24 protein-coding genes are annotated in these 24,876 nt (G+C 71.2%); 13 read left to right on the top strand and 11 right to left on the bottom strand.

Annotated elements, in window-relative coordinates; translation table 11 throughout:
- Positions 1-54 precede the first annotated feature (54 nt).
- From EV371_RS23765 to EV371_RS23755, 3 genes are all read left to right on the top strand, one after another.
- A complete protein-coding gene (locus EV371_RS23765) occupies positions 55-777 on the top strand; it encodes a methyltransferase domain-containing protein (RefSeq protein WP_130464009.1) in 723 nt (240 codons plus the stop codon).
- 595 nt (positions 778-1,372) lie between these two features.
- A complete protein-coding gene (locus EV371_RS23760) occupies positions 1,373-1,933 on the top strand; it encodes a CBS domain-containing protein (RefSeq protein ID WP_130464008.1) in 561 nt (186 codons plus the stop codon).
- Complete coding sequence (locus tag EV371_RS23755; protein ID WP_130464007.1) at positions 1,930-2,127, top strand: hypothetical protein; 198 nt, start codon at positions 1,930-1,932, stop codon at positions 2,125-2,127. Before EV371_RS23760 ends, EV371_RS23755 begins: the two co-directional genes overlap by 4 nt.
- A 25-nt stretch (positions 2,128-2,152) precedes the next feature.
- Here the strand turns inward: EV371_RS23755 and EV371_RS23750 are convergent, their stop codons facing one another.
- The gene (locus tag EV371_RS23750) at positions 2,153-2,515 is read right to left on the bottom strand and encodes a DUF488 family protein, N3 subclade (RefSeq protein ID WP_130466173.1); all 363 of its coding nucleotides are present in this window, start codon (positions 2,513-2,515) and stop codon (positions 2,153-2,155) included.
- A gap of 64 nt (positions 2,516-2,579) precedes the next feature.
- A complete protein-coding gene (locus EV371_RS23745; RefSeq protein ID WP_130464006.1) occupies positions 2,580-2,843 on the bottom strand; it encodes a hypothetical protein in 264 nt (87 codons plus the stop codon).
- Between the two features lie 465 nt (positions 2,844-3,308).
- Here EV371_RS23745 and EV371_RS23740 point away from each other — a divergent pair, with 465 nt between their 5' ends.
- From EV371_RS23740 to mnhG, 7 genes are read left to right on the top strand one after another with little or no spacing between them, the layout of a single operon-like run.
- Complete coding sequence (locus EV371_RS23740; RefSeq protein ID WP_130464005.1) at positions 3,309-3,794, top strand: cation:proton antiporter regulatory subunit; 486 nt, start codon at positions 3,309-3,311, stop codon at positions 3,792-3,794.
- Positions 3,788-6,658 carry a Na+/H+ antiporter subunit A gene (locus tag EV371_RS23735; protein ID WP_130464004.1) on the top strand — a complete coding sequence of 957 codons (2,871 nt, stop codon included), beginning with the start codon at positions 3,788-3,790 and terminating at the stop codon, positions 6,656-6,658. The genes EV371_RS23740 and EV371_RS23735 overlap by 7 nt, the downstream gene beginning before the upstream one ends.
- A 14-nt stretch (positions 6,659-6,672) precedes the next feature.
- Entirely contained in the window at positions 6,673-7,086 is a 414-nt protein-coding gene (locus EV371_RS23730) for a Na(+)/H(+) antiporter subunit C (protein ID WP_130466172.1), read from the top strand.
- Positions 7,083-8,588: a Na+/H+ antiporter subunit D gene (locus EV371_RS23725; RefSeq protein WP_130464003.1), complete on the top strand. Its 1,506-nt coding sequence runs from the start codon at positions 7,083-7,085 to the stop codon at positions 8,586-8,588. Before EV371_RS23730 ends, EV371_RS23725 begins: the two co-directional genes overlap by 4 nt.
- The gene (locus tag EV371_RS23720) at positions 8,585-9,139 is read left to right on the top strand and encodes a Na+/H+ antiporter subunit E (protein WP_130464002.1); all 555 of its coding nucleotides are present in this window, start codon (positions 8,585-8,587) and stop codon (positions 9,137-9,139) included. Before EV371_RS23725 ends, EV371_RS23720 begins: the two co-directional genes overlap by 4 nt.
- Positions 9,136-9,465 (top strand): monovalent cation/H+ antiporter complex subunit F, encoded by a 330-nt coding sequence (locus tag EV371_RS23715; RefSeq protein ID WP_130464001.1) that lies wholly within the window; start codon positions 9,136-9,138, stop codon positions 9,463-9,465. The genes EV371_RS23720 and EV371_RS23715 overlap by 4 nt, the downstream gene beginning before the upstream one ends.
- Positions 9,462-9,812, top strand: coding sequence for a monovalent cation/H(+) antiporter subunit G (gene mnhG / locus EV371_RS23710; RefSeq protein ID WP_130464000.1), 351 nt, complete (start codon positions 9,462-9,464; stop codon positions 9,810-9,812). The genes EV371_RS23715 and mnhG overlap by 4 nt, the downstream gene beginning before the upstream one ends.
- 149 nt (positions 9,813-9,961) lie before the next feature.
- Here the strand turns inward: mnhG and ygiD are convergent, their stop codons facing one another.
- The gene (gene ygiD, locus EV371_RS23705; RefSeq protein WP_486484766.1) at positions 9,962-10,846 is read right to left on the bottom strand and encodes a DODA-type extradiol aromatic ring-opening family dioxygenase; all 885 of its coding nucleotides are present in this window, start codon (positions 10,844-10,846) and stop codon (positions 9,962-9,964) included.
- Between the two features lie 597 nt (positions 10,847-11,443).
- Between ygiD and EV371_RS23700 the strand changes: the two genes are divergently transcribed.
- The 3 genes from EV371_RS23700 to metG all read left to right on the top strand — a co-directional run bounded on the left by EV371_RS23700 (position 11,444) and on the right by metG (position 14,661).
- The gene (locus tag EV371_RS23700; protein ID WP_130463999.1) at positions 11,444-12,265 is read left to right on the top strand and encodes a rod shape-determining protein; all 822 of its coding nucleotides are present in this window, start codon (positions 11,444-11,446) and stop codon (positions 12,263-12,265) included.
- Positions 12,266-12,432: 167 nt separating this feature from the next.
- Positions 12,433-12,753, top strand: a complete 321-nt coding sequence (locus EV371_RS23695) for a TraR/DksA C4-type zinc finger protein (RefSeq protein ID WP_130463998.1) — start codon at positions 12,433-12,435, stop codon at positions 12,751-12,753.
- A gap of 348 nt (positions 12,754-13,101) precedes the next feature.
- Positions 13,102-14,661 carry a methionine--tRNA ligase gene (gene metG / locus EV371_RS23690; RefSeq protein WP_130463997.1) on the top strand — a complete coding sequence of 520 codons (1,560 nt, stop codon included), beginning with the start codon at positions 13,102-13,104 and terminating at the stop codon, positions 14,659-14,661.
- A 42-nt stretch (positions 14,662-14,703) separates the two neighbouring features.
- Here metG and EV371_RS23685 read toward each other — a convergent pair whose 3' ends face one another.
- The 8 genes from EV371_RS23685 to EV371_RS23650 form a co-directional block, all read right to left on the bottom strand.
- Complete coding sequence (locus tag EV371_RS23685; protein WP_486484962.1) at positions 14,704-15,930, bottom strand: MFS transporter; 1,227 nt, start codon at positions 15,928-15,930, stop codon at positions 14,704-14,706.
- 128 nt (positions 15,931-16,058) lie between these two features.
- A complete protein-coding gene (gene narI, locus EV371_RS23680; protein ID WP_130463995.1) occupies positions 16,059-16,820 on the bottom strand; it encodes a respiratory nitrate reductase subunit gamma in 762 nt (253 codons plus the stop codon).
- On the bottom strand, positions 16,817-17,437 hold the full coding sequence (gene narJ / locus EV371_RS23675; RefSeq protein WP_130463994.1) for a nitrate reductase molybdenum cofactor assembly chaperone: 621 nt from the start codon (positions 17,435-17,437) through the stop codon (positions 16,817-16,819). Before narJ ends, narI begins: the two co-directional genes overlap by 4 nt.
- Positions 17,434-19,113 (bottom strand): nitrate reductase subunit beta, encoded by a 1,680-nt coding sequence (gene narH / locus EV371_RS23670; protein WP_130463993.1) that lies wholly within the window; start codon positions 19,111-19,113, stop codon positions 17,434-17,436. Before narH ends, narJ begins: the two co-directional genes overlap by 4 nt.
- Positions 19,113-22,778 (bottom strand): nitrate reductase subunit alpha, encoded by a 3,666-nt coding sequence (locus tag EV371_RS23665; protein WP_130463992.1) that lies wholly within the window; start codon positions 22,776-22,778, stop codon positions 19,113-19,115. The genes narH and EV371_RS23665 overlap by 1 nt, the downstream gene beginning before the upstream one ends.
- Before the next feature lie 187 nt (positions 22,779-22,965).
- The gene (locus EV371_RS23660) at positions 22,966-23,586 is read right to left on the bottom strand and encodes a vitamin K epoxide reductase family protein (RefSeq protein WP_207230589.1); all 621 of its coding nucleotides are present in this window, start codon (positions 23,584-23,586) and stop codon (positions 22,966-22,968) included.
- The gene (locus EV371_RS23655; RefSeq protein ID WP_207230588.1) at positions 23,586-24,335 is read right to left on the bottom strand and encodes a thioredoxin domain-containing protein; all 750 of its coding nucleotides are present in this window, start codon (positions 24,333-24,335) and stop codon (positions 23,586-23,588) included. The genes EV371_RS23660 and EV371_RS23655 overlap by 1 nt, the downstream gene beginning before the upstream one ends.
- Positions 24,336-24,405: 70 nt before the next feature.
- Positions 24,406-24,846, bottom strand: coding sequence for a hemerythrin domain-containing protein (locus tag EV371_RS23650; RefSeq protein ID WP_130463990.1), 441 nt, complete (start codon positions 24,844-24,846; stop codon positions 24,406-24,408).
- Positions 24,847-24,876: the final 30 nt, after the last annotated feature.

Genomic DNA, 24,876 nt, shown 5'->3' with positions numbered 1-24,876 from the left:
ACGCCGCCTTTCGCTCGTCCGGCATCGTCGCCGCCCAGGAGGTACCCTCGACCGGTGTTCTCGCCGCAAGGCCCGTCCCTGCGTGAACTCTGCGTCCAGGCGCTCTCCTCGGTCGAGCGCGGCTACGATCTGCTCGCTCCGAAGTTCGACCACACGCCCTTTCGCACCTCGCAGGAGATTCTCGACGAGACCGCCCGCACGCTAACCGAACTCGGGCCGTTCCAGCACGGGCTGGACGTGTGCTGCGGGACCGGCGCGGGCATCTTCGTGCTCAGGTCCCTGTGCCGAGGACGGGTCACGGGCGTCGACTTCAGCGCCGGCATGCTCGCCCAGGCACGCGGCGCGCACCCGGAGGCCACCTGGGTGCGGGCCGACGCCCGAGCCCTGCCCTTCGCTGCGGGGTTCGACCTCGCGGTCAGCTCCGGAGCACTCGGCCATTTCCTGCCCACCGAACGATCCGTGGTGTTCGAGGGGGTGTACCGCGCGCTGCGACCCGATGGGCTCTTCGCGATTGCGGTCGGCGCGCCGCCGCCGCCGGCCTCGGTCTCGTACTGGACCACGCTCGGATTCGACCTGGTGATGCGAGTCCGCAACGCCGTGTGGCGGCCCCCGTTCGTGATGTACTACCGCACCAGCCGGCTGCCCGCGATCCGCGACGACCTGACGGCGGCTGGCTTCACCGCGGCGGCCGTCGCCCTGACCGCCCTGGGCCGGTACCGCGACGGCAGCCCCCGGTACTGGCTTATCCTGGGCCGTAAGCCGACGGACCCGCCGTGACGGGGCGGCCTTTGCGCGGGTGCCGGAACGACGAGGTGTGCTGGAGCCGCCAACCCGCACCGTCGTCGACCTTGCCGGCCCTCGGCAGTCTGGCCCCGACCCTGTCTGCGCGACGCGACCCTGTCCGGAGCCGGTGCGGCCAGGCGATTATGGAGGCACGGTGCCGGACCGGCCCCGTGGTGACACGGTACCGGACCGGACCAAGGCGCATGGAAGGGGGCGACGCTAACGGCTGCCGCCCGCCGTGACCCTGGCTGCCGCCCCGGCGTGACCTGAAGGAGTTGCTCGTGGGTTGGAGGTCTCGATTCGCCCTGATGCTCGCGGCCGGTGTCGCAGCGGTTCTGGCGGGAATGTTGGCCGTCGGGTACGGCGTGCTCGACCTGGTACTTATGGTCGTGATCGTGGGTGTGCTGGGTTGGTTCGTGACCGTTGCGCCGTTTCGCCCGCCGCGTACGATGCCCCGGATGCCCCCTCGTCCGAGCACCGTCCGACGCGGGTAACGGGTCGCGGGCCACGGCGAGCGACGCCGCCGGCACGGACTCTCGATGCAGGTACCGCTTGCGGTGCCTGATCCACCCACGGACAGGAGGAGCACATGCGGTGGCGGGTACGCGATGTGATGACGACGGACGTGATAACGGTGCACGATGATGCGCCGGTGACGCAGATCGCGGCCGTGCTGACGGAACGACAGATCAGCGCGGTCCCGGTCGTCGACCGGTTCGACACTGTCACCGGCGTGGTGTCGTGGACCGACCTGCGCGACACGGTGGAGACCGCCGAGGTCGGCACCGAGACCGGGGGCCGCTGGTGGGCGGCGCGGCTCTCTCGGCTGCGCTGGCCGAAGAGGGCGGCGGTGGACGTGATGACTGCCCCTCCGGTCACCGTCGCACCCGACGCGTCCCTGGCCGCCGCAGGCCGGTTGATGCACCGTCGGGAGGTCGGCCGGCTGCTGGTCGTCGACGACCGGAGCCGGTTGCTGGGCGTCGTGACCCGCAGCGACCTGCTCAAGGGGTACGACCGGCCGGACGAGGTCATCCGGAACGGGGTGACACAGCCGCTACCTATCAACGGACCGCATCCGTTCCGGCGTCCGGGATTGGACGACAACATGTCCGAGTACGGCGACCGCGGCGGATCGAAGGCGCGGATATGACCGGCCGACCAGTGGGCGCTGCGGCGACACCACAGATCCGGACCCTGCCCGACAGCGCCGTCGAGCCGGCGCGGCAGCTCGGCCAAGAGGCGGGAGCGGCACACACCGACTCCGCAGACTGGTTCCCCGCCGACATCGTCGACGAGTGGGGAGCGCAGTCCTTCCCGGCCAGCGACCCACCGGCCAACTGGTAGTCGCGAAGCGGGAAGGGTGGCGGTGCTACCCGGGGTGCCGTAGCAGCTCGGTCAGCACCGCCGCGTGGCTGTGTGCGACGTCCCTGGTCGCCGTCAGCAGCGTGACCGGTCCGCGCCGACACAGCGCGTCGAGCCGGTCGAGGGCGGCCGCCCGGGGCGGCTCCCGCAGCTCGGCGAGGTAGCGGTCCCGGAACTCGCCGAACCGGTCCGGGCGGTGGCCGTACCACCGTCGTAGCTCTGTGGAGGGCGCGACATCGGTGAGCCACTCGTCGAGTCGGGCGGTGGCCTTGGTCACACCGCGCGGCCACACCCGGTCCACCAGCACCCGCGAACCGTCATCCGGTGACGGGGTGTCGTAGACCCGGATCAGCCGAACCTCTCGGGACATCCCCACCTGCCGATCGTACGTCCGGTACCCGACCGTACCGGCACGGCGGGCGCGTGGCGTCCGCTCACGGGCGGCACGGCGACCGCTCACCCCGGTCCGCCACCGTCCCGCCGCCGGATATCAGGTGCAGGGCAACCGGGCCGAGCGCGAGCCCGGCGGCCAGTACGAAGCCGTGTCCCGTCCGCATGCCCGCCAGGATGGCCGACACGGCCACCGCCAGCAGCAGCCAGCCGGGCCGGCGGCTCCGGTTCGGTCGCCGCCCGCTGTGCGGGGCGGGCGGCCGGCCGGTGTGCTGGCGGGCGCGGGCCGGCGGACGATGAGGGTGCATGACTCCAGCGTCACCGGGTGCCGATCGAACGCCGAGGGGCGGCGCGGGACGACATCGGCGGCGCCGGATGCCGGCGGCCGGCAACCTGACCCGGGTCGTGGCACGCGGAGGGCGGCACGGCCGGCCCCGGGTGCCCGGTCGGCCCGGCGTTGCCCGTACCTGGAAACGAAGCAGGACCTTGATTGCCTGTGTCGCCCGATGGCACCGGCGCGTCGGCGGGCTAGGCTTGATCTGCGCCGGCAGTTCGGATTCGTCAGCGGTGCGTTCGTGCCGGCGCCAGGCCATGCGACCTGCCCGGGAGACGCTGCCACTCTGCTCGCGCGACCGAAGATCCGCGTGGGGCCGTCTCGTGACGGGCTCGCCACCGGCCCGACCGGTTGGACGCAGGCCACACGGGGTACCACCCCGCCCGAGCACGAGGCGGTCCGGCCGGGCTGCCGCATCCGATCCTGGACAGGAGTGCCCATGACGATGGAACGTACCGGTCTGCCCGGCGTGGGGATCTCTCATGTACTGACCACATGGGAGGGTAACCGCCTGGGAATCGTGTCACACCTCGACGGTCGGCACGTTCTCGTGCTCTACGACCGGGCCGAGCCGGAGCGGGCGATCGCCGACGTGACGTTGCGGCCGAACGAGGCCCGCTCGGTGGCGGACGTTCTGCACGCCAAGGTCACCATGGATCACGTCGCGGACCTGATCGAGCCGTTGGGTGGGGTGCAGGCGGTACGGATCCGCATCCGGTCCGGGTCGACGTACGTGAACCGCCCGCTCGGGGACACCCGGGCGCGGACCCGTACCGGAGCCTCGATCGTGGCGGTGCTGCGTGGGGAGGAGATCACCGCCTCGCCGGGCCCGGACTTCGTCTTCCGGGCCGACGATGTCGTGGTGGCCGTCGGGCACGACGACGGGCTTGCCCAGTTGCGGGATCTGCTGGCCGCCACGTGCTGATCGTTCTGCTGGCGCACCTGGCGGTCGCTGTCGCGGCGCCGCCGCTGGTGCGGTGGCTCGGTCCGCGGGCGTTCTACCTGCTGGCCGGGGCGCCGCTCGCCGCCGCCGCCTGGGCCGCCGCGCACACCAACGAGGTCCTCGGGACAGGCGCGGTCGAGTGGACCCATCCCTGGGTACGCCCGATCGGTATGTCGCTGGCGCTGCGGGTGGACACGCTGTCGTGGCTGATGGTGCTGCTCGTCGGCGGGATCGGCGCGCTGGTCCTGGTGTACTGCGCGCAGTACTTCGACGCGGACGAGCCGGACCTGGGCCGGTTCGCCGGTGTCTTCGTCGCCTTCGCGGGAACGATGCTGGGCCTGGTCGTCAGCGACGACCTGCTCCTGCTGTACGTGTTCTGGGAGCTGACCACCGTCTGCTCGTACCTGTTGATCGGGCACTCGGTGACCAACCGACCGAGCCGGCGGGCCGCGCTGCAGGCGCTGGTCGTGACGACCGCCGGTGGCCTGGCGATGCTGGTCGGCATCGTCATGCTCGGCGAGCACGCCGGCAGCTACCGGTGGTCGGAGGTGGCCGGCTCGCTGCCGGGCGGCTGGTACCTGGCCACGGCGATCGTGTTGATCCTGCTCGGGGCGTTGTCCAAGTCGGCGGTCTTCCCGTTCAGTTTCTGGCTGCCGGCGGCGATGGCGGCACCGACCCCGGTCAGCGCCTACCTACACGCGGCCGCGATGGTCAAGGCGGGAGTCTTCCTGGTCGCGCAGCTCGCACCGGCGGTCACCGTCGCCGGCGGTCCGGCGGCGACGACGTGGCGGGTCGTGGTGCTCGGCGCCGGCGTCGCCACGATGCTCTACGGCGGCTGGGTGGCGCTGCGGCAGTACGACCTGAAGTTGCTGCTGGCCTACGGGACGGTGAGCCAGCTCGGCCTGCTGATCGCCGTACTCGGTGCCGGCGGGCGGGATGTGGCGGTGGCCGGTGCCGCGATGCTGCTGGCGCACGCGTTGTTCAAGGCGGCGCTCTTCCTCGTGGTCGGGATCGTGGACCGGGCGACCGGCACCCGGGACCTGCGCCGGCTCAGCGGTCTCGGCCGGCGGGCACCCGCGCTCGCCGTGGCCGCCGGACTGGCCGCGGCGTCGATGGCCGGGATACCGCCGATGATCGGCTTCGTCGGCAAAGAGGCGATCTTCGTGGCCCTGTTCGACGCCGGGGTCACCGGCCGGGTGGTGCTGGCCGGTGTCGTCGCCGGCACCGTGCTCACCGTGGCGTACACGCTGCGGTTCATGTGGGGCGCCTTCGCGAGCAAGGCCGCCGTGCCCGGCGCGGACCCCGGCGTCGGCGCCGCGACGAAGGTGGACCGGAGGGTGGTGTCGGCGCTGCTGGCCGCGCCCATGCTGATCGCGCTGACCGGCGTTGCCGCCGGGATCGCCGCACCGCTGGTGGACCGCCTGCTGTCGCCGTACGCCGACCGTTTCGCGGCCACCGGGCCGGTGTACCACCTGGGGCTGTGGCACGGGCCGGGTGTCGCGCTCGGCCTCTCCCTGCTGGTGCTCGTGCTGGGTGCGCTGCTGTTCCGGGCCGGGGTGCCGACCGGTCGTCGGCCGGCGCGCGTCGGCGACGTTCCCGCATCCTCCGGCTACGACCGGTTGATGGCCGTGGTGGACCGGACCGCGGTGGAGGTGACCGGCGCCACCCAGCGCGGGTCGCTGCCGTTCTACCTGGGTGTCATCCTGCTGGTGCTGATCGCCGCGGCCGGCACGGTACTCGCGGTGGGCAGGCCGTTCGGGGAGCCGGTCCAGCTGTGGGAGGCACCGCTGCACGCGCTGCCGGTCGCGGTGCTGGTCGTCGCGGCGGTGGTCGCCACGGCTGCCCGCCGTCGGCTGACCGCGGTCATCCTGGTCGGGGTCACCGGCTATGCCATCGCCGGCCTGTTCCTGCTGTACGGCGCACCCGACCTGGCGCTGACCCAGTTCCTGGTCGAGACGGTCACGATGGTGATGCTGGTCCTGGTGCTCCGCCGGCTGCCCACCCACTTCTCCGAGCGGCCAGAGGTCCGGACCAGATGGCTCAGGGTCGCCATCGGCACCGCCGTCGGCACGGTGATGGCCGCCATGGCGTACGTCGCCGTCGGGGCCCGAACCGCGATCCCGGTCTCGGTCGACTTTCCCGAGCTGGCGGTGTCGTTCGGGGGCGGTCGCAACATCGTCAATGTCATCCTGGTCGACATCCGGGCCTGGGACACGATGGGTGAGGTCTCGGTCCTGGTCGCGGTGGCCACCGGCGTGGCGAGTCTGATCTTCCGGCGGGCCAGGCGACTGCACCGGCGTGGACCCGGTAGCCTGCCGCCGAAGCCACCGGACGGCGAACCGGTCTGGCTCATGGCCGGTCACACCGTGGCCGCCGGCCGCCGCTCCACGATGCTCGAGGTGATCACCCGGCTGCTGTTCCACGCGATCGTGCTGCTGTCGGTGTACCTGTTGTTCACCGGACACAACACCCCCGGCGGCGGGTTCACCGGCGGCCTGGTCGCGGCGCTGGCGCTGGTGCTGCGCTACCTGGCCGGCGGGCGGCACGAACTCTCGACCGCCGCCCCGGTCGACGCCGGTGCGGTGCTCGGCGCGGGCCTCTTCGTCGCCGTGGGCACCGGTGTCGGCGCCATGGTGCTGGGTGGGCAGGTCCTGCAGAGCGCGATACTCGACTTCCACCTGCCGCTGCTCGGGCACACGCACGTGGTCACCTCGACGCTCTTCGACATCGGCGTCTATCTGATCGTCGTGGGACTGGTCCTCGACGTGCTGCGCAGCCTCGGTGCCGAAGTGGACCGACATCAGGACGCCGACCGGAAAGCCGAGCAGACGGAGGAGATGGCGTGAAGGTGAGCCTGATCATGCTGGTCGCCGTCGGCGTGTTGTTCGCCGCCGGGGTGACGCTGCTGCTGGAACGTACGCTGACCCGGGTACTGCTGGGCGTGATCCTGCTCGGCAACGGCGCCAACGTGTTGATTCTGTCCACCGCCATGCCGGGGGACCCGCCGATCGTCGGCGCCGCCGCGCCCGGTGAGATGACCGATCCGCTTCCGCAGGCCATGATCCTGACCGCCATCGTCATCACGCTCGGGATGACGGCGTTCCTGCTCGCCCTCGCCTACCGCAGCTGGCGGCTGGTCGGCCACGACGAGGTGCAGGACGACATCGAGGACCGTCGGATCATGGCGATGGCCGAACGCGACGAGGGATCGGACGCCGCCGACGCCGATGCCGACGACGCCGACCGTGACGTGACCCGGGCGGTGCACCCGTGACCTGGCTGGTACCGCTGCCGGTGGTGATGCCGCTGCTCGGCGCGGCGGTGACGCTGCTGATGTTCCGGCGCCCCCGGATCCAGCGGGTGGTCAGTGTCGGCGTCCTGACCGCCACCCTGGCGGCTGCGGTGGCGCTGCTGGTGCTCTCCCGGTCGGGGCCACTGGTCGCTCCGGTGGGCGGCTGGCCGGCTCCGGTCGGCATCGTGTTGGTCGCCGACCAACTCGCCGCGTTGATGCTGGTGGTCTCCGCCGCGGTGACACTCTGCGTACTGGTCTATTCGATCGGGCAGGGTGTGGCGGACGGCGAGCGGGCGGCGCCGCTGGCCATCTACCACCCCACGTACCTGATCCTCACCGCCGGCATCACCAACGCGTTCCTCTCCGGCGACCTGTTCAACCTCTACGTCGGCTTCGAGATCCTGCTGGCCGCCAGCTACGTGCTGATCACCCTCGGCGGCACCGAGACCCGGGTCCGGGCCGGCACCACGTACGTCGTGGTGAGCCTGCTCTCGTCGGTCATCTTCCTCGCCGGCATCGGGCTGGTGTACGCCGCCACCGGCACCCTCAACCTGGCCCAGCTGGTGTCGCGGCTCGATGCGCTGCCCGACAGCGTGCGACTGCTCCTACAGGGGATCCTGCTGCTGGCCTTCGGCATCAAGGCGGCGGTCTTCCCGCTGTCGGCCTGGCTGCCGGACAGCTATCCGACCGCTCCTGCCCCGGTCACCGCCGTGTTCGCCGGTCTGCTCACCAAGGTCGGTGTCTACGCCATCATCCGCACCGAGACCCTGCTGTTCCCCGGTGGACGAGTGGCCGACGTGCTGACGGTCGCCGCACTGGCGACCCTGGTGGTCGGTATCCTCGGTGCCGTCGCCCAGTCCGACATCAAACGGATGCTCTCGTTCACCCTGGTCAGCCACATCGGGTACCTCCTGTTCGGGGTCGGGCTGGCCTCCCGGGCCGGCATCGCGGCGGCAGTCTTCTACACCGTCCACCACATCGTGATCCTCACGACGCTGTTCCTCGTCGCCGGGCTGATCGAACGACGTGGCGGCACCACCGCCGTCGACCAGCTCGGCGGGTTGGCCCGGACCACTCCGCTGCTGGGCGTGCTGTTCTTCATCCCGGCGTTCAACCTCGCCGGCATACCCCCGTTCTCCGGCTTCCTCGGCAAGCTGGGGCTGGTACGCGCCGGCATCCAGGACGGCAGGCCGCTGGCCTACGTCCTGGTTGCCGGGGCGATGCTGACCAGCCTGCTCACCCTCTACGCGATCGGCCGGGTGTGGAACCTGGCGTTCTGGCGGTCCCCGGTCGGCACCTCCGCCAGCGCCCCGCCCCGGAGTACGCCGCGGATGATGGTGGCCGCGACCGCCGCGCTGGTCGCCGCCGGCGTCGCGCTGACGCTGATCGCGGGGCCGCTGTACGAACTCACCGACACGGCAGCGGGCGACCTGCTGGCCCGCCACCCCTACGTGCGGGCCGTGTTCCCCGGAGGTGCGCCGTGACCGCCGTCCGCCCGGACCGCCGCATCCGCGACCGACTCATCGCCGTCGGCGGGCTGACCGTGCTGTGGATGCTGCTCTGGGGCGTGTTCTCCTGGGCGACGTTCTTCGGCGGGCTCGTGGTCTCCGCCGTCGTCATCACCGTCTTCCCACTGCCGCCGGTGACCTTCGCCGGACGGCCACGGGTGCTGGGGCTGCTGCGGTTCGCCGCCAGGTTCCTCCTCGACCTGGTGGTGGCCAGCGCCCACCTGGCGTGGACCGCGGTCCGGTTCCGGTACCGGCCGCACAGCGCGGTGATCGCCGTGCGGTTGACCGTCCGCTCCGACCTGAACCTCACCCTGTGTGGGGAGGCCGTCTCGCTGATTCCCGGCAGCATCATCGTCGACACCGACCGCGCCGCCGGGGTGCTCTACATCCACGTCTTCGACGTCCGCGACCGGAACGCCGTCGAGGAGTTCCGCCGCGAGGTCTACGCCCTGGAGGCCCGGATCGTGCGTGCCATCGGCTCCGCCGCCGAACTGAAGCAGATCACCAACGAGAGAGGTCACCGATGACCGTCGTCGCTTATGTCGTCGCGGTGCTGCTGGCCGCCGGATTCGGCCTGGCGCTGCTCCGAATCGTGCGGGGCCCGTCCACACTGGACCGCATCGTGGCCAACGACGTACTGCTCGCCATCGCCGTCGGCGCGATCGCCACCGAGGCGGCGTACACCCGTGACGCGACCGGACTGCCGATCCTGCTCGGGCTGGCCCTGCTCGGTCCGATCGCCTCGATCGCCGTCGGCCGGTTCGTCGACCCGGCGTCGCCCGTCGCCGGGCCGACACTCGAGCGTGAGGAGGGGCCGGCCGACGGGCAGCCCGGTCCCGCGGGGCAGCGATGACCGCGGCCGGCGTCGTCGACGTCCTCGCCGCCGCATGCCTGCTCTGCGGCGCCCTGCTGAGCCTGGCCGCCGGCCTCGGCCTGCTGCGCTTCCCCGACCTGCTCTCCCGGATGCACGCGGCGACCAAGCCGCAGGTGCTCGGACTGCTGCTCATCCTGACCGGCACCGCGCTGCGGCTGGGCACCGTCGTCGACGTCACCACGCTGGTGCTCGTCGGCGCGTTCCAACTCGCCACCGCGCCCGTCGCCGCGCACATGGTGGGCCGCGCGGCCTACCGCACCGGCCAGTTCCGCCGCGACCTGCTGGTCACCGACGAACTCGGCGCGCGGCAGAACGACGACGGGTAAACCGCCTGACCGTCGGCCCGGGCCGCGTCCTGGAACGCCATCCGGGCCCGGCGCCGCGGAGGTGTCCCGCCCCGTGCGACCGCCGGGAGGTCGGTACCGTAAGGCGACGCCGCCCGAGACCACGCCGACGGCCTGCCTCCGCCGGGTGGTCAGATGTTGGATCCGTCCGGCGGCAGGTCGGCCGGCGGCTGCGGGGAGCCGGCGCCACTGAGGGCGTCCGGGCGGCGCAGGCCGAGCGTGTACGCCGTCATCGAGAGCGACCCGTAGGCGTAGCCGTCGACCAGAACGTCGGTGCCCGGCGTGTCGGTGGCTCCGGCCAAGCCCGCGAGGTACAGGGCGGGGATGAAGTGGTCCGGGGTGGGTGCGGCGCGGCGGTAGTCGGGGTGGGCGTCGAGGGTCGCGAACTCGGTCGGATCGGTGAGCATCCGGGTCTTGGCATCCTCGTCGAAGCGCTGGGCCCAGTCGTAGCCCTCGTCGGTGAGCTTCCAGTCCATGCCGCGCAGGTTGTGCACCACGTTACCGCTGGCGACGATGAGTACCCCTCGCTTGCGCAGCGGCGCCAGCTTGGCACCCAGTTCCAGGTGGTAGTCGAGCGGCTTGTCGGCGTTGATGCTGAGCTGGACCACCGGAATGGAGGCGTCGGGAAAGGCGTGCACGAGCACCGACCAGGTGCCGTGGTCGATGCCCCAACTGTCGACGTCCGCACCGACCCAGGTCGGGTGGACGACGTCACTGACCTCAGCGGCCATCTCGGGTAGTCCGGGGGCGGGGTACTGCACCTCGAACAGTTCCTGGGGGAAGCCGTAGAAGTCGTGGATCGTCCGCGGCCTCGGCATGGCGGTGACGGCGGTGGCGTTGATGTACCAGTGGGCGCTGACGACCAGGATCGCGCGTGGGCGCGGCACGCTCTCTCCGAAGGCTCGCCATGCCGAGGAGTAGCGGTTGACCTCCAGCGCGTTCATCGGATTGCCGTGGCCGAAAAAGGCCGCCGGCATCGGGGTGTCCGGGGTGTTGACGGATTCTGGAGTCACCATCGTGCCCTTCCTCGCGCGTCCGGTGGTGGATCTCGATCATTATGGCCGCCGCCGAGACCATATGCGCTGGATATCCGCCTTCGGGGGCCGGCCCCCGGGCGCCGGGGCCGCATCCCCGCCCGCCGTCGCCCACCGGCTCTGACCCCAGCGCCCACCGGCTCTGACCCCAGCCTCATGCGCGGTCGCGCCCACCTTGCCGGTCGCCGGCAGTACGAAGCCGAAGACCTTGCCGGCGGCAGCCCATGCCGCAGCGGCGCGACAGGCGGATGCTCGAGGTTCTATCTGGTCGCGAGCGTGCGAGGAGGTGTGATGACGACCGGTAAGGCCACGAAGCTTCCGGGCGTCGCCAGCCTGCGCGCGCACGGCCTCGCTGCGCCGGCCGGCAGTGCACCGGTCGCGCCACCAGGTTCCGATGGTCCGGTGCAGGACAGTCCAGCGCCCCCGGTGCGAGTCGTCGCCACGGTGCGCAGAGGCACGGCTCGCTAGCCGCAGCGCCCCGACAGACCTGCCACACACCTGGCAGGCGACCGGCGCTACCAGCATTCTGCTCGGTCGACTCCGACGACCGATCGTCTTCGAGGTGGAAGGGGCTAGACGGTGAGCATCGTCGATCAGCACGGCGCCCTGGCATCGGCGTCCGCCTCGGGCACCCAGCGTACGGCCGGCGAGCCCACCGGCACCGAGCCGGCCGCGGTCGGCATCGACCTGGGCAGCGGCTACGCCCGGATCTGGGCCTCCGGACGCCCCTTGGTGCAGCTGCCCAGCCTCAACGACAGCCTGAGCAACCCCAAGCCCCTGGTGCAGCGCGGCCGCATCGCCGATGCGAACGGCCTGCGGAGGCTGCTGGACCGGATACTGTCCCGCTACCACCAACCGCTGCCGTCCGGAGCGGTCATGGTCGCCTGCCGACCGGTCCTGAGCAAGGCGAGCGACGACGAGGCCATGCGGGAGCTGCTCACCACGGTGTTCCAGCCGTCCCGGCTGATGCTCACCCCCACCATCCGCGCAGCCGCGATCGGCGCCGGCGCGGCACCGGGTCCGCTGCTCATCGCGGACGTCGGAGCGCAGCTCATCGAGGTCGCGATGCTGGCTGACGGGGGTCTGATCACCGCCCGCCAGGCGACCATCGGAGTCCGGGACCTCATCGGGCCCACCGCCGCCGATGTCGTCGTCCACACCGTCACCGACCTGGTTCAGGACCTACGCCGGGACGGCCGGGCGCGCGACGTCGACCGGGCCGCCGCGCACCGCGGCCTGGTCCTCGTCGGCGGCGGGGCCAACACGCCGGAGTTGGCCGCCCGGGCCACCGCCGTGCTGCGGCTGCCGGTCCGGTCGGCCAGACGTCCTCGCGTCGCCGCGGTGCACGGTGCCGGGCTGTCCGCCCTCGCTGCGATACGTCGCCGCCCGCGTCGACGCTGACCGGTCCCGGGCGAGCCCCACCGGCCACGCGGCACCGTACGGCCCCGGGCGGCGCCGTGGACCTTGCCGCCAGCCGTGGGACCACCGCCAGCCGTGGAACTGCCAGGAAAGTCGATCGTGAACTGCCAGGAAAGCCAGCCGTGGAACCTCGAGAAAGGTAGCCATCCATGACCACCGTCGACAACAACCGTCTACAGAACTTCCAGCAGGTCCTGCAGGCCCAGCTCGACCAGCAGACCGCCGAACTGGAGAAGCTCAGGACGCACCGCAGGAACCCCGAACAGATCGGCCTGGACCCGCAGACCGTCACCGCGCTCATCAACTCCACGCAGCGGGCCGTGGCCGACAACACCGAGGCATTGCAGCGGATGACCGACGGCAGCTACGGCACGTGCGAGCAGTGCCAGCGAGACATCCCCACCGAACGGCTGGAGATCCTGCCGCACGCCCGCTTCTGCATGCCGTGCCAGCAGGCGCGCAACCGCTGAACCGGCGGTGGGCCGGGCTGCCGCGGGTCCTGTGAGGTCGGACGGTCAGCGCGCCGGGGCCGCAGTCCGGCCCGTGGCACGCTGACCCCGATCTTCACCACCTGACGGAACCGCACGCACGCGTCCCGGGGCCAGACACCCCCAAAGGTCCCGGGGCGACACCCCGTGTCACGGGCGGCCGCGACCCCGGTGGCATCATCGACGCGGCCCGCTGCGCCGGTCGGGCGTACCGTCCTGTTACCCTTTTAGCCCTGTCGACGACCGCCGGGTGATCGCCGACCGATCGACGAGACAAGATTAGCCACACCGACAAGATTAGCCACACCTGAAGAGTAATCCGGGGGTAAGATGCCCAGCGCGGTGTTCCTGTCGACCACTATTCCATATGTCAATGCGAAGCCGCATCTCGGCCACGCCCTGGAATATGTGCAGAGTGACGCGTACGTCCGTTACCTGCGGCAGCACGGTCGGGACACCTTCTTCCTGACCGGCTCGGACGAGAACAGCCTCAAGAACGTGCTCGCCGCCGAGCAGGCGGGTGTCTCGCCCCGGCAGCTGGTCGACGACAACGTGCAGAACTTCACCCGTCTGATCGACGCACTCGAGGTCGATAATTCGTATTTCATCCGGACCAGCGTGGACCCGGACCACATTGCCGGTGCGACCGAGATCTGGCGTCGGATGGAGGCTGCCGGCGACATTTACAGCATGGCCTACGAGGGCCTTTACTGCGTCGGCTGCGAGCAGTTCTACAGCGAATCGGAACTCGTTGACGGGCTCTGCCCCGAGCATCTCACCCGGCCGGAGACGGTGGAGGAGACGAATTACTTCTTCCGCCTGTCCCGCTATCAGGACCGCATTCTCCAGGCCCTGGAGTCGGGCGAGCTGAAGATCACCCCGGCGTCCCGGGCGAACGAGGTGACGAGCTTCGTCCGGTCCGGCCTGGCGGACATCAGCATCTCCCGGTCGCGGTCCCGGGCCCGGGGCTGGGGGATCGACGTCCCCGCCGACCCGGACCAGGTCATGTACGTCTGGATCGACGCGCTGACCAACTACGTCAACGCGTTGGGCTGGCAGCGCGAGGACGAGCGGTTCGCCCGGTACTGGACCGACGCCGAACGCCGGGTGCACGTCGTCGGCAAGGGGGTCATCCGGTTCCACGCGGTCTACTGGCCCGCCATGCTGATGTCGGCCGGCCTGCCGATCCCGACCGACGTGGTGGTGCACGGTTACATCACGCTCTCCGGGCAGAAGATCAGCAAGTCGCTCGGCAACGTCGTCGACCCGGCCCAGCTTGTCGGGGAGTACGGGGTCGAGGCGGTCCGGCACTTCCTGCTCGCCGACTTCTCACCGTTCCTCGACGGCGACTTCAACGAGGAGCGGCTGGTCAACCGCTACAACGGGGACCTCGCCAACGGACTGGGCAACCTGGTCAGCCGGGTCGCCAGCATGATCGGCCGATACCGGGGCGGTGTGGTGCCGGCCGCAGGCCCGCTGGACGAGGCGGAGACGGCGCTGCGCGACCAGGTGACGGCCAGTGCGACCGGGGTACGCGCGGCAATGGACCGCTACGACCACCGCGAGGCGAACGCCCGGATCTGGGAGCTGGTCCGGCGGGCCAACGCGTACGTGGACGAGCGGGCGCCCTGGCACCTGGCGAAGCAGGAGAGCACGGACGAGGCAGCCCGGGTCCGGCTGGACACCACGCTGCACCACCTGGCGGGGGTGATCCAACAGTTGGCCGCCCTGATCGCGCCCTTCCTCCCATCCGCCAGCGAGCGGATCGGCACGGCGCTCGGCGCCAAGCCGGCCGATCTGCTGGAGCAGGGCGACTCGCTGCCGGACCTGACCGGCCGGACCGTGGAGAAGCCCGCCGTGCTCTTCCCCCGCATCGAGGTGGCCGGCTGAGCGGGATCCGCCCGCCCCGCCCGCGGCACCGCTGCCAGGTGCTCAGGATGGCGCGGCGCCGGCCGGTGGTCGCCCGCCGGGCTCCGTCCGGCGGGCGAGGCCGCTCATCTTGACGGCGGTGTAGACGGCGGCGGCCAGGGCGACGTCGGAGAGCAGCATCAGGCCGATGGCGTACGAACCTTCGACGCCGTACACCCAGCCCATGATCAGCGGCGGGACGAAGCCGCCGAGTCCACCGGCGGCACCGACCACGCCGGTGACGGTGCCGACCTTGTCGGCCGGGGCGACCCTGCCGACCAGCGCGAAGACCGCACCGCTGGCCGCGCCGAGGAGTGCGGCCAGGCCGAGGAAGCAGATCGTGGCGATCGGCATCAGCGCCGGCTGGAACGCCTGCACCACGGCGAAGACCGCGGTGCCCACGAAGCACCAGACGAGCACCGGCACCGGGTGGAACCGGTCGGAGAGCCAACCCCCGGCGGGTCGGGCGAGGACGGCGAGGATCACGAAGCCGGCGGTACGCAGTGCGGCGTCGCCCGCGGACAGGTCGTAGGCGGTACGCAGGTAGGCGGGCAGGTAGACGCTGAACGCGACGAAGCCGCCGAACCCGACGGCGTACAGGAAACAGAGCTGCCAGGTGACCGGCAGCCGGCCGACCTCGGCGACGCGTGCCCAGGCGGAGCCGGCGGGCCGCTGCCGGCCGGGTGCGTCCCGGATGAGCAGGAACGCCAGCACGGCGTAGCCGGCGAGGATCGCCGCGACGAGCAGGAACGGCGTCCTGGCGCCGTAGGCGTCGGCGAGTTGGACGGTGCTGAAGTTCGAGATGGCGGTTCCACCCATGCCGGCGCCGAACACACCGATGGCGAAGCCCCGCCGCGCGGGCGGGTACCAGCCGGAGACCAGGGGTACGCCGACGGCGAAGGCGGTGCCGCCGATGCCGAGGAAGAACCCGGTGACGATGAGCGCAGGGAAGGACGACACGACCGAGAGGGTCAGCACCGGGACGATGGTGGCCAGGCTGACGACCGGGAACATCACCCGGGCGCCGAACCGGTCGGTCAGGGCCCCGATCGGGATGCGGCCGATGGAGCCGACCACCACGGGGACCGCCACCAGCAGCGACTGGGCGGTGAAGCTGAGGCCGAGGCGCTCCTTGACGCCGGGCCCGAGGGGACCGAGCAGTGCCCACGCCCAGAAGTTCACCGTGAATCCCACGGTCGCCAGCAGCAGGTTGCGTCCGGCTCCGGGCGGGGGCGCCGCCGGGGGGTTCACGGCGGCGGAGGTCCGTGCCGCGGTACCACCTGTCGTCGTCATTTCTGTCTCACCTCGGGAACGCCAGGGCCGGAGCGCTGCCGGCACGCCTGCGCCGACGGATCGGTTCGAGTGGATCGCGTGGTGGGTCAGCCACGACGGCGGGTGGATTCCGTCGGTCGGGTCGGGAGCTTCGGCGGGCCCTCCCAGCCGGGCCGGGTGGGACGCAGACCGGGGCGGGGATCGCGGCTGCGGTACGGGACGTACGGGCGGGTGAGGTAGCCGACAGGTGCGCTGAAGGCGTGCACGAGCCGGGTGAACGGCCAGAACGCGAAGAGGGCGAACGCGGCGACGATGTGGATCTGGAAACCGATCGGGACGCCGGCCATGATCTCCGGGTCCGGGCTGAGGTAGAACAGCGACCGGAACCACGGCGAGATGGTTTCCCGGTAGTCGTAGCCGGCGCCGGCCACGTTCGCCCGCACGGTGGCCCAGAGCCCCAGCACGATCACCGTGGCCAACACCGCGTACATGGCCTTGTCGTTGCGGGTGGTGGCGGCGAAGACCGGGCCGGTGAGGCGGCGCCGGGCGATGAGGATCGCCATCCCGATCAGCGTGCAGAACCCGGCGACGGTGCCGATGAAGACCGCCATCAGGTGGTACGTGTGTTCGGTGATGCCGACCGCCTCGGTCCAGGATTTCGGAACGAGGAGGCCGCCGACGTGCCCGATCAGGACCATCAGCACGCCGAAGTGGAACAGCGGACTGCCCCAGCGCAGCACCGCCGTCTCGTAGAGCTGCGACGAGCGGGTGGTCCAGCCGAACTTGTCGTACCGGTAGCGCCAGACCAGCCCGCCGACGAGGACGGCGATGCTGAGGTAGGGGAAGACGACCCAGAGCAGGACGTTCATCGGCGGCCTCCGGTGGTGTCGACGAGCCCGAACGGTTCCAGGCCGACCTGCTCGACCGGTGGCCCCGTCCGGGCCAGCCGGATGGCGGCGGCGATGTCACCGGGCTGCGCGGGCGGCAACATGGCCAGCACCGCCCTGATGGCGTGCTGGTAGACCGACTTCTCGGTGTCCAACGCCCGGGCCAGCAGGTCGAGGCCGACCCGGTTCTCCCGCAGCAGCCGCCAGCCGGCGTCGTCGTGCGCGGCCAGGTCCAGCACGGCCGGCAGGTAGTCCGGCAGCTCACCGTCGACGGTCCGCAGGCCGGCGTTCCGGTACGCGGTGGCGAACAGCACCAGCGCCTCGCCGCGTCTGCGGGTGTCGCCGCAGGTGTAGTAGGTCAGGTGCAGGCAGCAGCGGCGGCGGAAGTCGAACAGCTCGACGTAGCCGCTCGCCAACGTCGTCGGGGGCGCCTCGGCGCGGTACTCGGCGACCGTCCGCAACGGTTCCGCCACCGTCGCCGGCACGCCGTCGAGAGCCGCTCGCAGGACCGGCAGCGCGGCCATGACGGCCTGGTCGGGATAGCGCAGCAGCAACGAGGCGGCCCGGGCCGCGACCGCGCGCCAGGTCGGCTGGCTCACTGCTCACCTCCGTCCTTCCGGGGCGGGAACAGCCCTTCCGGGGTGCCCTTGCCGTCCCAGTTGAGCAGGTTGATCCGGGTGCCCTTGTCCTCCGGCGCGGCGACCGAGTCGGCGGTCTGCCGGTCGCGCAACATGTGGAACGTCTCGACCTGGATCGGGGCCGGAGTCCCGGATGACTCCCCGAACGGGCCCTGGCCGTACGGGCCGCCGCCGCCCATCCCGGGCCCGCCCTCGTAGTCGAGGCTGCACTCGGTGCCGAGCTGTTCGAGCCGGTGCGCGTCCTCGGCGTGCGCGGCGGGGATGACGTACCGCTCGTCGTACTTGGCGATGGCGAGCAGCCGGTACATGTCGTCCAGCTCCTGGCCGGTCATTCCGACGGCGGTGGCGATGGACTCGTCACGTGGGTCACCGAGGTTGACCCGGCGCTGGTAGGCGCGCATGGCGCCGAGCCGGTTCAACACGTCGCGCACCGGTCCCGGGTCACCGGCGGTGAAGAGCCCGGCCAGGTATTCCAGCGGGATGCGCAGCGCGTCCACGGCGCCGAACAGGTTGTCCAGGTCCTCACCGTCGTGACCGGTGTCCCGCAGCACGTCCACCACCGGCGACAGCGGCGGGATGTACCAGACCATCGGCATGGTCCGGTACTCCGGGTGCAGCGGCAGCGCCACCTCGTACCGCATGATGAGGTCCCAGATCGGGGACCGCTGTGCGGCCTCGATCCAGTCGTCGGGGATCCCCGCCGCCCGTGCCGCGGCGACCACCTCCGGATCGTTGGGGTCGAGGAAGACCGACTTCTGCGCCGCGTAGAGGTCGTGTTCGTCCTCGACCGCCGCCGCCCGCGCCACGGCGTCCACGTCGTAGAGCATCAGTCCTATGTAGCGCAGCCGGCCGACACAGGTCTCGGAGCAGATCGTGGGCTGGCCGATCTCGATGCGGGGGAAGCAGAACGTGCACTTCTCGGCCTTGCCGGTCCGGTGGTTGAAGTAGACCTTCTTGTACGGGCAGCCGGTGATGCACATCCGCCAGCCCCGGCAGCGGTCCTGGTCGACCAGGACGATCCCGTCCTCGGCCCGCTTGTAGATGGCGCCGGAGGGGCAGGACGCCGCGCAGGACGGGTTGAGGCAGTGCTCGCAGATGCGGGGCAGGAAGAACAGGAACGCCTTCTCGTACTCCTCGCGGACCCGGTCGGAGACCTGCCGCAGTACCGGGTCCCCGGCGGCGATCTCGTTGCCGCCGGCCAGCGAGTCGTCCCAGTTCGCCGACCAGCTCACCTTGGTGTCCTGGCCGGTCAGCAGGGACTTGGGCCGGGCGACCGGGGTGTCCTCCCCGGCCGGCGCGGTGAGCAGGTGCTCGTAGTCGTACGTCCAGGGCTCGTAGTAGTCCCCGATGGCCGGCAGCTTCGGGTTGGCGAAGATGCTCAACAGCTTCTTCAGCCGCCCCCCGGCGCGCGGCTTGAGCCGGCCGGACCGGGTGCGCACCCAGCCGCCCTGCCAGCGCTCCTGGTCCTGGTAGGTGCGCGGGTAGCCCTGGCCGGGCCGGGACTCGACGTTGTTGAACCAGACGTACTCGACACCGGACCGGTTCGTCCAGGCCTGCTTGCAGGTGACCGAACAGGTGTGGCAGCCGATGCACTTGTCGAGGTTCATCACCATCGCCATCTGGGCCATGACGCGCATCAGTAGGACACCTCCTGGGAGCGGCGGCGGATCACGGTGACCTCGTCACGCTGGTTGCCGGTGGGTCCGAGGTAGTTGAACGCGAACGAGAGCTGGGCGTACCCGCCGATGAGGTGGCTGGGCTTGATCAGCAACCGGGTCAGCGAGTTGTGGATGCCGCCGCGTCGCCCGGAGGTCTCCGCCTTCGGTACGTCGATCACCCGCTCCTGCGCGTGGTACATGTACACCGTGCCCTCGGGCATCTTGTGCGTCACCACGGCCCGGCACACCACCACGCCGTTGCGGTTGACCGCCTCGATCCACTCGTTGTCGCGTACCCCGATCTTCGCGGCGTCGGCCTCGCTCATCCACATCGTCGGTCCGCCACGGGACAGGGTCAGCATGATCAGGTTGTCCTGGTATTCCGAGTGGATGGACCACTTCGAGTGCGGGGTCAGGTAACGCACGGTCAGCTCCAGCTCGCCGTCGCGGCCCAGCCGTGGTTCGCCGAAGAGCTTGTGCATGTCCAGCGGCGGCCGGAAGACCGGCAGTTCCTCACCGAGCTCCTGCATCCAGTCGTGGTCGAGGAAGAAGTGCTGGCGCCCGGTGAGCGTGTGCCACGGCTTGAGCCGCTCGGTGTTGATGGTGAACGGGGAGTACCGTCGGCCGCCGTGCTCGCTGCCCGACCACTCCGGGCTGGTGATGACCGGCACCGGGCGGGACTGGGTGTCGGCGAAGGTGATCTGCTTGCCCTCGTGCTCGGCGGACATGTCCGCCAGCCGCTGCCCGGTACGCCGTTCCAGGAAACGGAACCCCTCGGTCGCGACCCGACCGTTGGTGGTGCCGGAGAGCGCCAGGATGGCTTCGCAGGCCCGGATGTCGGTGTCGAGCCGGGGCCGGCCGTCCGCCGGCCCGCCGCGCACCTCGCCGTTGACCCGGCGCAGGTAGTCGATCTCCGGGGTGACGTCGACGGTGACCGCCTTGGTGGTGGTGCCGAGCCGGTCCAGCAGCGGCCCCAGCGCGGCCATCCGGTCGGCGACGGCGCCGTAGTCACGTTCCACGACGACGAACTTCGGCATCGTCCTGCCCGGTACCGCCGGCGCCGCACCGGCCTGCCAGTCGCGCACCACGCCGCCCGGGGTGGCCAGCGCGTCCGGGGTGTCGTGCAGCAGCGGTGCCGCGACGAGGTCCCGGCGGACCCCCAGGTGCCGGCCGGCCAGCGCGGAGAACGCCTTGGCGATGCCGTGGAACGCGGTGAAGTCGGTACGGGTCTGCCACGGCGGGTTGATCGCCGGGGTGAAGGCGTGGATGAACGGGTGCATGTCGGTGGTGTTCAGGTCGTGCTTCTCGTACCAGGTGGCGGCCGGCAGCACGATGTCTGAGAAGAGCGTCGTGGAGGTCATCCGGAAGTCGAGACTCAGCAGCAGGTCGAGCTTGCCCTCCGGGGCGTCCTCGTGCCACACCACCTCGGTCGGGCGCTTCTCCGGCGGCGCCTCGGCGGCGCGCAGCGACGAGTCGGTGCCGAGCAGGTGCCGGAGGAAGTACTCGTTGCCCTTGGCCGAGGAGCCGAGCAGGTTCGCCCGCCACACGGTCAGCACCCGGGGCCAGTTCTCCGGCGCGTCCGGATCGGTGCAGGCGAACCTGAGCCGTCCGTCGACGAGCGCGTCGGCGACGTGTCGGGCCGGGTCGTCCGGGTTCGCGGCGAGGGCCTCGTCGGCGAGGTCGAGCGGGTTGCGGTCGAAGGTGGGCATCGACGGCATCCAGCCCAGCCGGGCCGACTGGGCCAGCAGGTCGGCGGTGTGCCGGCCGGCGAACCGCCCCCGCCCCAGCGGCGAGGCGAGCACCTCCGCGTTGTACTGGTCGTAGCGCCACTGGTTGGTGTGGATGTACCAGTAGGCGGTGCCGATCATCTGCCGTGGCGGTCGTACCCAGTCCAGGCCGAACGCCAAGTGCGCCCACCCGGTGACCGGCCGGCACTTCTCCTGCCCGACGTAGTGCGCCCAGCCGCCGCCGTTGACGCCCTGGCAGCCGGTCAGCGTCGTCAGGGCGAGCATCGCCCGGTAGGTGGCGTCGGAGTGGAACCAGTGGTTGGTGCCGGCCCCCATCAGGATCATCGACCGGCCGCCGGAGCGTTCCGCGTTGTCGGCGAACTCCCGGCCGATCCGGGCCACCGCCGCGGCCGGCACCCCGGTGATCGGCTCCTGCCACGCCGGGGTGTACGGCTCCGCCGGGTCGGTGTACCCGGTCGGCCAGACCCCGGGCAGGCCGGGGCGGGCCACCCCGTACTGGGCCAGCATCAGGTCGAAGACCGTGGTGACCAGCCGGCCGGCCACCTCGGTGGTGGGTACGCCCCGGCGCATCACCTCGGGCAGGTCGTTGTCGAAGCGCGGCAGCGCCACCTCGACCGCCGCCCCGCCGTCGCAGCTGAGCCGGGGCACGATGTCGCCCAGATCCAGGTTCCACCTGCCGACCCCGGCCTCGCTGAAGCGGTCGCCGAGCGACCCGTTCGGCACCGCCGGCGCGTCGGTCGCGATGTCCCACAGCACCGGCCGGAACGCCGCCTCCCCGTCGGTCTCACCCAGGTCGGCGGCGGTGAGGAACTTGCCGGGGCGGTAGCCGCCACCCTCGACCGGTTCGAGGCTGACCAGGTACGGCAGGTCGGTGTACCGGGAGACGTAGTCGACGAACCGGGGCACCTGCCGGTCGACGAAGAACTCCTTGAGGACCACGTGCCCCATCGCCATCGCCAGGGCACCGTCCGTGCCGGGCTGTGCCGGCAGCCAGTCGTCGGCGAACTTGACGTTGTCGGCGTAGTCCGGCGACACCACCACGACCTTCTGGCCCCGGTAGCGGGCCTCGGCCATCCAGTGCGCGTCCGGCGTCCGGGTGACCGGCACGTTCGAGCCCCACATCACCAGGTAGGAGGCGTCCCACCAGTCGCCGGACTCGGGTACGTCGGTCTGGTCCCCGAACATCTGCGGCGAGGCGACCGGCAGGTCGGCGTACCAGTCGTAGAAGGACAGCATGCTTCCGCCGATCAGCGAAAGGAACCGGGCGCCGACGGCGTGCGAGACCATCGACATGGCCGGGATCGGCGAGAAGCCCGCCACCCGGTCCGGCCCGTACTCCTTGATCGTGTGCACGTGTGCCGCCGCCACGATCTCCTGCGCCTCGTCCCAGGTCACCCGCACCAGACCGCCCTTGCCGCGGGCCCGCTGGTAGCGGCGACGGCGCTCCGGGTCGGCCTGGATGTCCGCCCACGCCGCCACCGGGTCGCCCAGCCGCCGCTTCGCCTCGCGGTACATCTCCACCAGCACACCCCGGGCGTACGGATAGCGCACCCGGGTCGGGGAGTACGTGTACCAGGAGAACGCCGCGCCGCGCGGGCAGCCCCGGGGCTCGTACTCCGGCCGATCGGGGCCGACGCTCGGGTAGTCGGTCTGCTGCTGCTCCCAGGTGATGATGCCGTCCTTGACGTACACCTTCCACGAGCACGAGCCGGTGCAGTTCACCCCGTGGGTCGAGCGCACCACCTTGTCGTACGACCACCGATCCCGGTAGAAGCTGTCCGCCTCCCGGCCGCCGATCTGGTGCAGCGTCCGGCCGTCCGCGGACACCTCCGCCCGGCGTACCAGGCCGCCCACCGCCAGCAACGCCCGTCCCGCAGCATCGGTCACGCCCGCCATCTGCCCTCGTTCCCTCACTCGCCTCGGTGGTCCTCCCCGGCGGGCGCGCCCGCCGCGCCGTGGTGCCCCACGCTGGTACGTTCCGCGTCCGGACGCAAGTCGGCGACGCGACACGGACCACTTCACCGTGATCTTTCGAGATCCGCAGGGGCCATAGGTCCCGAACGGACAGGTCGGCCGGGCCGACCTACCCGAACAGCAGGTCGCCGTAGCGGAGCACGACGGCGAGGGTCAGGATCAGCAGCCAGATCACCACGATGACCAGATCGAGGTTGGCCCGCAGCCCTCGGACCAGGGCGGCCCGCATCCGGGCCGGCAGGAACAGGTTGCCGTCGCGGATGTTGACGTGGGTCAGGGCCGCGAACACCAGGGTCGTGGAGACGGTCACCAGCAGGCACCAGGGGCACAGCGCGCCGATATGAAACATCGACTGGTAGAACAGCCAGTAGGCGAAGCCGAGGCCGACGGCGTAGACCAGTTGCGCGGCGAACATGAACCAGCGCGGGAACCGCACCCCGCCCAGGTGGGCCACCGCCAGGGTGATCACCACCGGCTCGGCGACCAGCCCGAGGAACGCGTTGGGGAACCCGAGCAGCTGCGACTGCCAGGCGGCGGCCACGGTGCCGCAGCTGATCACCTCGTTGATGTTGCAGGAGAGCTCTGCGGCCGGATCGGCGGCCAGTTTGACCGCGTCGACCGCCAGCACGAACGAGGCGATCAGGCTCAGCACCGACGAGAGGAGCATGGTGCCGAAGATCCAGGCGTCGGTGTGCCGGACCCGGTGCAGCGTGCCGAGTGCGCCGGCCACTAGGTACCGCTCCTGGCCGCCGCCTCGACGGCCTCGGTCAGCGGGCCGGCGCGGTACACGTCGCCCTCGAACACCGTGCCGTTGATCCGCACCGTCGGGGTGCCCTGCACACCCGAGTCGAACGCGGTCCGGGTCACCTTGGCCACCCACGGTTCGAAGACGCGCTCGTCGAACGCGTCGACCACGTCCCGGCCGACTCCGGCCCGGATCGCCAGGTCGGCGATCTGTTGGTCGGTGAGCCCCCGGGTGCCCTCCCGGGGCTGGTCGTCGTAGAACGCGGAGTGCAACGCCCAGACCCGGTCCGGGGCCCGGTCGGCGACCGTGGCGATCGCGTTGGCCGCCCTGCTGGAGTATCTGCTGCCCTGCGAGGTGCGGTCCAGGAACGAGATCGGCCGCAGCTCCACCCGGGCCGTGCCGGCCCGGACGAGCCTGTCCAGTTCGCCGCCGTTGGCCTGCTCGAACTTGCCGCATGCCGGGCACATGTAGTCCAGGTAGATCTCCACGGTCACCGGCGCACCGGGCTGGCCGACCGGGATCGCACCGGTGGGGGTGAGGTTGGCGGGGGTGACCAGGGCCCCGCCAGCGCGGGCGGGTGGCTCGTCCTGGTTCGCGGCGTCGAACACCGCGAACCCGATGGCGATCACCAGACCGGCGATGACCAACCCGCCGACGGCGAGTGCCCAGTTGATCCGCCGGCCGCGCCGCGCCGCGACGGCCGCCTGTGCCCTGCGCGTTTCGCGGGACGTCACTCGCTGCTGTTTACCCATACCACGTCATCCGTTCCAGATCGAGAGGTGTGCACGAAGCAGCGGTCAGCTGCTATGCCGCGCTGGGTTGCCGCGCGGTGAGGCGGTCCCACGCCGGGATCGGCAGCGCGATCGCCGCCGCCGGGAACAGCCCGTGTTCCTCGTTGTCGATGTGCCGGTGCAGCCGGGTCAGGGCGGCCAGCACCGCCGGCCAGTCCGGTGCGGCGCGATCGACCGCGCCGAGGACGCCGTGGATGTCGTCGTGCTCGTCGCAGAGCTTGTCCACCGCCTCGGTCAGGCTGCCCTCCGCACGAAGCTCGACGAAGAGGCCGGCCTCCTCGGTGTCGGTGTGCGGCGTCAGCAGGGCGAGCAACGCGTCGAGCCGTACCAGCGGATCATCCGTACCGGACGTGATCGCCGTACGCAGACTCCCGGCCGCGTTGGCGATCGCCTCGTGTTCGGCGGTCAGTCGACCGATCACCGGGAACTCCCGGCAGCCGCAGTAGTTGCACACGATCGTTCCTCCTGACGATGACCCGTCGGT

It is taken from the genome of Plantactinospora sp. CNZ321, assembly GCF_004217235.1.
The sequence above is the reverse complement of the archived record's forward strand: the minus strand, read 5'-3'. Positions and strand labels throughout refer to the sequence as shown.